The organism is Streptomyces sp. NPDC102274 (assembly GCF_044766385.1).
In the GTDB taxonomy this organism is placed as follows: domain Bacteria; phylum Actinomycetota; class Actinomycetes; order Streptomycetales; family Streptomycetaceae; genus Streptomyces.
In genome coordinates, this window is sequence record NZ_JBIWLW010000095.1 from 1 (window position 1) to 7,395 (window position 7,395).

10 protein-coding genes are annotated in these 7,395 nt (G+C 68.8%); 7 read left to right on the plus strand and 3 right to left on the minus strand.

Annotated elements, in window-relative coordinates:
- Nucleotides 1–188 precede the first annotated feature (188 nt).
- The 4 genes from ACIRQP_RS41675 to ACIRQP_RS41690 all read left to right on the plus strand — a co-directional run bounded on the left by ACIRQP_RS41675 (nt 189) and on the right by ACIRQP_RS41690 (nt 2,017).
- Nucleotides 189–362, plus strand: a complete 174-nt coding sequence (locus ACIRQP_RS41675) for a hypothetical protein (RefSeq protein ID WP_403900586.1) — start codon at nt 189–191, stop codon at nt 360–362.
- Complete coding sequence (locus ACIRQP_RS41680; protein WP_403900588.1) at nt 359–772, plus strand: hypothetical protein; 414 nt, start codon at nt 359–361, stop codon at nt 770–772. The genes ACIRQP_RS41675 and ACIRQP_RS41680 overlap by 4 nt, the downstream gene beginning before the upstream one ends.
- Nucleotides 773–1,121: 349 nt before the next feature.
- The gene (locus tag ACIRQP_RS41685; RefSeq protein ID WP_403900590.1) at nt 1,122–1,475 is read left to right on the plus strand and encodes a hypothetical protein; all 354 of its coding nucleotides are present in this window, start codon (nt 1,122–1,124) and stop codon (nt 1,473–1,475) included.
- Nucleotides 1,472–2,017 (plus strand): transposase, encoded by a 546-nt coding sequence (locus ACIRQP_RS41690; protein ID WP_403900592.1) that lies wholly within the window; start codon nt 1,472–1,474, stop codon nt 2,015–2,017. Before ACIRQP_RS41685 ends, ACIRQP_RS41690 begins: the two co-directional genes overlap by 4 nt.
- Before the next feature lie 156 nt (nt 2,018–2,173).
- On the opposite strand, the gene ACIRQP_RS41695 is transcribed toward ACIRQP_RS41690, so the two are convergent.
- Complete coding sequence (locus ACIRQP_RS41695) at nt 2,174–3,013, minus strand: SDR family oxidoreductase (protein ID WP_403900594.1); 840 nt, start codon at nt 3,011–3,013, stop codon at nt 2,174–2,176.
- Nucleotides 3,014–3,104: 91 nt separating this feature from the next.
- Between ACIRQP_RS41695 and ACIRQP_RS41700 the strand changes: the two genes are divergently transcribed.
- Nucleotides 3,105–3,476 carry a winged helix-turn-helix transcriptional regulator gene (locus tag ACIRQP_RS41700; protein ID WP_403900596.1) on the plus strand — a complete coding sequence of 124 codons (372 nt, stop codon included), beginning with the start codon at nt 3,105–3,107 and terminating at the stop codon, nt 3,474–3,476.
- A gap of 276 nt (nt 3,477–3,752) precedes the next feature.
- Here the strand turns inward: ACIRQP_RS41700 and ACIRQP_RS41705 are convergent, their stop codons facing one another.
- Complete coding sequence (locus ACIRQP_RS41705; protein ID WP_403900598.1) at nt 3,753–4,619, minus strand: class I SAM-dependent methyltransferase; 867 nt, start codon at nt 4,617–4,619, stop codon at nt 3,753–3,755.
- Between the two features lie 138 nt (nt 4,620–4,757).
- On the opposite strand from ACIRQP_RS41705, the gene ACIRQP_RS41710 reads away from it, so the two are divergent.
- Together ACIRQP_RS41710 and ACIRQP_RS41715 are read left to right on the plus strand one after the other, a co-directional pair.
- A complete protein-coding gene (locus tag ACIRQP_RS41710; protein ID WP_403900600.1) occupies nt 4,758–5,342 on the plus strand; it encodes a TetR/AcrR family transcriptional regulator in 585 nt (194 codons plus the stop codon).
- A gap of 71 nt (nt 5,343–5,413) precedes the next feature.
- Nucleotides 5,414–5,545 (plus strand): hypothetical protein, encoded by a 132-nt coding sequence (locus ACIRQP_RS41715; protein ID WP_403900602.1) that lies wholly within the window; start codon nt 5,414–5,416, stop codon nt 5,543–5,545.
- Between the two features lie 284 nt (nt 5,546–5,829).
- Here the strand turns inward: ACIRQP_RS41715 and ACIRQP_RS41720 are convergent, their stop codons facing one another.
- Nucleotides 5,830–6,324, minus strand: coding sequence for a DUF4265 domain-containing protein (locus ACIRQP_RS41720; protein ID WP_403900604.1), 495 nt, complete (start codon nt 6,322–6,324; stop codon nt 5,830–5,832).
- Nucleotides 6,325–7,395: the final 1,071 nt, after the last annotated feature.

The following is a 7,395-nucleotide window of genomic DNA, read 5'->3' on the forward strand; positions in this document are numbered from 1 at the left end:
GACACCTCGGCCGCGTTCGCCCAGGTCTGCGACCGGTACCGCGTCCGCAGGAGCATGAGCAGGGCCGGCTCACGCTATGACAACGCCCCGGCCGATGCGCCTTCAAGCACGACAACGCCCTGTGTGAACCAGACCGCGGTGCAACCGCCCCACGGCAGTACGACTGCCGACCCGGCTGCGGCAACACCGTGCGCACCGACACCCACGCCCGCCTCCTGCGCGAGCGAGCGGGCGAGCTCGACCAGCTCGCAGCCTCGGCCCCCGCCCCGGTCGGCCGACGACTCACAGCGAATGCCGCCCGGCTCCGCGACACGGCAGACACCCACGACGCCACCGCCCAATCCGCCAAGGACATCGCATGACCCCGCAGCCCCGTCACGAGGACGAGCGGACCCGCATCCGCGAGGCCATGGACCAGCTCCTGGCCGGGAAGGCCACCGCCTCGGACGGCAGTCTCACCGTCAAGGCCCTCGCTGCCGAGGCCGGCGTCCACCGCATGGCCCTCATGAAACGGCACTCGGACCTGAAGAACCTCTTCTACGAACGGGTCCGGAATGAGGCCCTCCAGATTCCTGAATCGGAGAGGAAGCTGCGGGAGACCGTCACCGGCCAGCGGCAAACGATCAAGGAGCAGCAGGCCGAGATCGAAGAACTCCGTCAGCGAGTCACCCAGCTGACGCTCGCCGCCGCTGTCCTCACCCATAGGGAGGGCGCGCCACCGCCCCCGCGGCCGGTCTCTGACAACGTCATCCTTCTTCGGCCCGTCACCTGACCCCAGCCGTCCGGCCCCGGCGGACCGGGGCCGGACGGGGGCCGGACGGTTACGCAGAGGCATTCCCAGCCCGGGATCTGGACCTTCTCGGCCTGCGGCCCCTTCTCGCCCTGCACGACTTCGAAGGAGACGTGCTGTCCCGCCTTGTTCGTTTCCGCGCGCCGTTCCTCTACGCTCGAGGAGGTCATCAACTACCGCATGACATCTGCCCGGTGACGGAGTCGGCGTGGGGTGCGCGTCCCCGCTCCACGCCACCACTGGACGGCTTCAGGCGCAGCCACGGGTCGGCACATCCGGACGCCGACGACCCCGTGTGGCGCGTCCCGCCGGGCGGCGAAAGGGATGCGTCGTGCCTTCGGCTTCGGCGAACTACCGCACCCTGCTGCGCACCTCGGGTGCCGCGGCCTTCTTCCTTCCCGCCGCTGTCGGGCGACTGGGCATCGCCATGACGGGGATCGGCATCGTCTGGCTGGTGCACGCACGCACCGGGTCGTATGCCGCCGCGGGTCTCGTCACCGGCGGATTCGCTGTCGCGGACGCCGTCGCCGGGCCCCAATTTGAACGCCTTGTCGACCGGTTCGGGCAGGCGCGAGTGTTGCCCTGCGCGCTGGGCGCACATGCCGAGGCCGTGGCGCTGCTGCTCTCCGGCGCCGTTCCGGACCTCGTCGCCGGAGTGCTCACCTGGGGCAGCCTCCCGCTGTGACTGCGGCCTACGCTGTCTCCGTGCGCGCGCTCGTCGCGATGCTAGTCACGCTGAACGAGCAGATCGACTTCCTGCACGGGCAGGTCGAGGTCTATTTTGGCCGGCATCCGGACGCTGAGATCATCCGGTCCCAGCCGGGACTGGGACCGATGCTCAGCGCCCGGGTACTCGCGGAATTCGGCGACGACCCTCACCGGTACACCAGCGCCAAGGCCCGCAAGAACTACGCCGACACCAGCCCGATCACCCGCGCCTCTGGCAGGAAGAAGGTCGTGACCGCGCGGTTCGTCCGCAACGACCGGCTCATCGACGCCCTGATCGCCCAGGCCTTCTCCGCGCTGCGTATCTCCTCCGGTGCCAGGGCCTACTACGAGAAGCAACGCGCCCGCGGCATCGAATTCAACGCCGCCCTGCGCCAACTCGCCAACCGGCTCGTCGGCATCCTGCACGGCTGCCTCAAAACCGGCACACCGTACGACGAGGCGGCCGCCTGGTCCCACCGAGCCCACGCACTCGCCGCTTGCACTCCAGCTCATGGGTAGGACCGTTCCGCTGGGATCTGTAACGGTGTTGCCGCGAATTGCTCTTGGCTTATCCCCCCTACGGGCATATCGCCAACGTCAGCTTCGGATCAGGTTCCTCGGCTATCAGCAATGGATCGCCGACCACGCCGAGCAGTCCAGCGGCGCTGAGCAGTTTCAGCGGAACGCGGCGATATTGCGGGCGGCCCAGTCGGCGAACGGGCGCGGGGCGCGGCCGAGGACCCGCCGGACGTCCGGGCTGACGCGCAGTTCGGCGGGGTTCGGGGAACCGAGGATGGTCAGGGTGTCCTCGGCGAGCTCAGCCGGCACGCTCCGGGCCATGGCAGCCTTGGCCTCGTCGCGGGTGAGGTCGTGGAACCGCACTGGCGAGCCCAGCGCGGCGGCGATAGCCTCCGCCTGCTGGCGCGGCGTGATCACCTCCGGGCCGGTCAGTTCGTACACGCCGCCGGTGTGCCGGTCATCCAGCAGGCAGGCCGCCGCGACCTCTGCGATGTCCGCCGGGTCGATGATCGGCACCCCGACGTCTCCGAAGGGAGCGGCGACGACCCGCTGCGCGCGGATGGACTCGGCCCACCACAGGGCGTTGGAGGCGAAGCCGCCCGGCCGCAGGATGGCCCACTCCAGGCCGGACTCCCGCAGCACATCCTCCAGCGCGCGCATCGCGATCCGCGTTGCGCCGAAGGGCCGGGTCGCCACGCCCTGCGTGGAGAGCAGGACGACCCGGCGGACCCCGCTGGCCTCGGCTGCGCCGATGACGTCGGCCGGGCTGGCTCCGGCGGCGTGCATGTCGCCGGACAGCAGCAGGAATAGCGCTTTCGCTCCGGCCAGCGCGGGCTCAAGGCTGGCCGGCTCGGCCAGGTCGGCCGCCACGTGGCGGACGCCGTCCGGCACCGCCGCCGCGTGCCGTGACACCGCCGTCACCTGCTGGCCCGCCTCGGCCAATGCCCGCGTCAACGGCCGGCCCACATTCCCGGTAGCCCCGGTCACCACGATCATGTACAGCTCCTTGTCCGATGTCTTCTGTGGCCTTCACGGTAGGGGCCAAGCTAACTTTTGGTAAGGACATACCTTGAGGTAAGCTCATCACGTGACGGGAAGCGCGCAGCACATACGGGCCGAGGCGGGGGAGCGGTATGAGGTGTTTCACACCGACTGCCCCGCGCGTGATGTGGTCGACCACGTGACCAGCAGGTGGGGCGTCTGGGTGTTGATCTCCTTGCGGAGATACGACCTCCGGTTCTACGAGCTGCGCGAGAGCATCCAGGGCATCAGCGAGAAGATGCTCGCTCAGACCCTGCGCGCGCTGGTCCAGGATGGCCTGGTCTGGCGGGAGGTCGAGCCGACGACGCCGCCCCAGGTCACCTACGGGCTGACCGAGTTCGGTCGGGACGTCGGCGAGCCGCTGGCGGAGCTGTTCGACCGGATTACGCGGCGGCTTTCGCCGCGCAACGCGGGATAGCGTGGTAGTGGCCGACCACGAAAGCGCATCCACCGTGACCGAGCACGCATGACCCGAGGACCTGATCCGGCTGGTCCGCCAGGAGGAGGGCTTGAGCCACGCTCAGCTCGCGCCGAGGCAGCCGGTGCTGTGCGCCGACGGGCCGGTGACGTCCGGGCTGAGCGACCGGCAACTGTGCGACGAGACGACTGGCTGGTCCCGCCGCGCCACGCACTCGCCGTTTGACACGCCAGCTCATGGAATGTCTGTCAAGTTCTGCGTGTCGATGGTTCTGAGTCAGGGCCTGTCGGACGGGTCGGTCGGACGATCCGCCGTGACCAGCCACGACGTACTGCGCAACCGGACCGTGCCGTCCGCTGCCTCGTGGGGGCGCAAGTGGTCCGTCAGTGTGCGGAGGGCACGGGCCCGTGCGGTCGTGTCGGCCTGCTCCATCAGGTGGCGACCGGGGCCGGTTCCGAGCAGGAACTCCGCCGCGTCTTCGGCTCCGCGTCCCCACGCCCCGTACGCCTGCGCCTGATTGAGGGTGATGCCGGTGAAGCCGGCTGCGGTGAGGATGCCGCGGATGTGGTCCGGCGAGGCCAGGGAGAACATGCCAGGCGCCCCCAGCTGCCCGAAGCCGCCGACCGGCAGAAAGTCGCGCAGCGATGCCACTGCTGTCACCCAGCCGTTGAGCGTGGCATTGGCTGGGCAGACGAACGCCAGGCGCCCGCCGGGTCGCAGCGCCCGGCCGACGTTGCCGAAGGCCGCTACGGGGTCGGCGAAGAACATCACCCCGTAGCGGCTGATCGCCGCGTCGAAGGCGCCCGCCTCGAGGGGGTGCACCTGTGCATCGCCTTGCGCGAAGGAAACGTTGACGATGCTCTCCCGCTCGGCGCAGGCCCGGGCCTCGGCCAGCATCGGGCCGGACAGGTCGAGGCCCAGCGCGCGGCCTTGGGGTGCCCGGAGCGCAGCGAGGCGCGTGGTCTGCCCCGAGCCGCAGCCGAGGTCGAGGATCCGGTGGTCCCCGGTGATCCCGGCGGCCTCCAGGAGGGGCCCGTTGAAGCCCTCGTTCACGGCGTTCCAGCGGTCCTGGTTGCGGGCCCAGTGAGCTCCTTCGGGGCCGTTCCATGCCTGTGCCTGCTCGGTGTTGACGATGTCCGGCACGGGTGCCTCCTGTGGTGGATGACAGATAATGGGCGTGCGCCCAAACAGTATGGGCATGTGCCCAAACTGGCAATCCTCGCTACTATCCCGGTGGTTGTGCCCTGTGAGGGCGGCGAATTCTGAACGGAAGGGGGGCCCATGTCACCGCGTGGAGTGGCGACGCCGGACGTACGTGAGCGGCTGTTCGCGGCCGCCGAGCGCGTCGTGGAAAGGGATGGCCCCGGCGCGCTCACCAGCCGGTCTGTCACGACCGAAGCGGGCTGCGCCAAGGGGTTGTTGCATACGCACTTCGCGGGGCTCGACGAGTTCGTGGCCGAGCTCTGTCTCGACCGGTTCGCGCGGACGGCGGCGAAGGCGCAGGCATTGGCGGGGTTCGCCGGGCAGGGCGCGGTGGCGCAGAACCTTGAGGCCGTCGCCTTCGCGCTGTTCGACTCCGGCGGTCCCGCCATCTCGGGTCTGGCCATGACCCGCCCCGCCGCCGCGCTGCGTATCCGCGAGGCCCTGGAAGGCGGGGCGCCCGGCTTCACCGCGATTCAGGAGGCCATCACCGGCTACCTGAAGGCGGAGCAGGAGCTTGGCCGGGTGGCGGAGACCATCGACCCGGACACGGTGGCCCTCGCCCTCGTCGGCACTGCCCACCACCTCCTGATGACCGGCCGGCATGGCACGCCGGACCCACGGCCTGCCATGGCGCGCCTGGTGGCCACGCTGGTGGACGGCTAGTCAGGAGCAGGGCGGGCAGGCACGACGGCGCACCAGCCGAGGACCCCGCCGTCCGGGCCGCCGCCAACGCGATGACGACCGCCACCTACGCCATGCGGGAGGCGTACACCACTATCGACGAACTCGCGCACGCCCGCGAGACGGCAGTGCGCACGCACGACCAGTTCGTGGACACCGCCGCCGCCTACCTCAGCAACCACTGACCACCAAGGCCCTTCTCTCCCCGGATCACCATCCGGCGGAGGCAGGGCCTCTTTTGCGTTCAGGGGGCTACTCCTGAGCGCACGAGCCGTCAAGTCGCACGCCCGCGCCAGCGACTCACGATGCGCGGGCAGTATCCGTCCGGACGAAACTGCTTCTCGGAGATGCGCGGTGCGCGTAACTGTCCGGGTGCGCTCTACCACTTCCCGAATCGGCTCGGTGCTGGCCGACGGCCGACCCTAACTGGTCGACCTCGGCATGCCCGCCTTCACCGACCAAGCACCCTCTACGCGTCACCCCACGCGTCGGTGACACAGCCCAACTCGTAGTGCCACCACCCGTCCTCTTGGCCGCGGATGAGCAACGCCTTGATCCGACCAAGGTCTGCGTCGGCCGGCACGGTGAAGGCGACCAGGGGAAGCTCCTCGCCGAAGACCTCACCGCCCAAACCAAATGGGGACAACCGCTCGTGCACAGCCTGAGCGCTTCGCCCCAATGGACCGGAGGGAACGGGCAGGACTCGGATGGTGCAGTTTCCCGACGCCTCCACTCGCTCCTTCGCCCAGTGGAGGCCGTCGGTGTCTGTCACGAACCGCACGATCTCACCCTTGGCCACCCCGTCCTGCAAGAAGGGAGCGTTCTCTATGCGGGCGGTGTCACTGCTCAGCCGCGTGGCCCACAGCCCCTCAGTGTCATAGGGAAGCCAGCCGTCACGTGGCACAAACCGGTACCACACCTTGATCCGTTCGCTCTCGGCAGCGACAGGCTCGGACGGAGTCATAGAGGTCACGGTCTAAATGATCGCGCACCCAGCTTCCGTATCGAGCACCAGTACGGCTGTTCAGAGACATCTCATCACCGCAACCGAAACAGCGAGGCTAAGGGCTGTCCCGTTATGCCCGGCGGATGCGCGGCGTCAGCTACGGCGCCTCGCCGCGTTGTCGGAACGCCCGCATACATCCAGTGTGCGGGTGCCCCTCCGCCTTGCGACGCACCGCATCTGACGCCGCGCACTGATCCGCCAGGAACAACGGGACAGCCCTTGGCCTCCTCTCACCCACTGGGTAGATGCTGGCCACCCCCGCATTGACCGCTACGGCCCGACAGTCAACGAGGACCCTCTGGCTGGATGAGCCCGAGAACGAAGTGAAAAGCGCTACGGGCGTTTTACGGAGATCTACGCTGGCGACGTCCTCGAACTGCCATGGATCGGCGGCAATCCGCTGTCGACCCTGGAGATCCTGGCTGCGGCTGATCTGCTCATCAACGACCGCATGCTGGCCGTGCGGCACTACATCGCCAAGCACACGGCCGACCATGGTCGGCAGGTATGTGGTCCGTTCGGTTGAGGTCGCCGCCGCTCTCGGGCCTCGGGTGGCAGGCGGCATTCTCATTGGCGGTACTGAGTTGATGGTAGTGGGCCGGATGGGTGGGAGCGGGGAAGCGTCTCTGGAATTTTGTAGCTGGGTCTCCCGGTGGCGGGTCATTCCATGGTGGGAGGTCTCTTGGCGAGCGGGTGAGTCGGCGTCGCCCTACGGTCGGCATAGCACTGAACCACAGCTGGCATGACAACTTACGCAACGGCGTTGTCGTCGCTTCGGCAGGGGGATCAGCCATGCCGGGCCCGGAGGCCGGTGGCCCTCTTGCGGGACCGCGAAGAAGATAACGGGTTGGCCGGGGTTTGCTCGGTTGTTGTGCGGGTGTGTTGTGGGGGCGGGTGGGACCGTTCGGTCGTGGTGGGGTCGTTGGGTGCGGGTTGGTGTGGGGTGGGGTTAGGTGGTGGGTGGTGTGGTGGTGATGGTGGAGTGGAAGAGGGGTTGGTTGTTTTGGTGGGCGGTGATGTGGACGGTGT

Excerpts from the sequence above, each read along its gene's own strand:
- ACIRQP_RS41680 (WP_403900588.1), top strand. The coding sequence starts at position 359 with ATGACCCCGCAGCCCCGTCACGAGGACGAGCGGACCCGCATCCGCGAG.
- ACIRQP_RS41695 (WP_403900594.1), bottom strand. The coding sequence starts at position 3,013 with ATGATCGTGGTGACCGGGGCTACCGGGAATGTGGGCCGGCCGTTGACG.
- ACIRQP_RS41710 (WP_403900600.1), top strand. The coding sequence starts at position 4,758 with ATGTCACCGCGTGGAGTGGCGACGCCGGACGTACGTGAGCGGCTGTTC.
- ACIRQP_RS41715 (WP_403900602.1), top strand. The coding sequence starts at position 5,414 with ATGACGACCGCCACCTACGCCATGCGGGAGGCGTACACCACTATCGAC.
- ACIRQP_RS41720 (WP_403900604.1), bottom strand. The coding sequence starts at position 6,324 with ATGACTCCGTCCGAGCCTGTCGCTGCCGAGAGCGAACGGATCAAGGTG.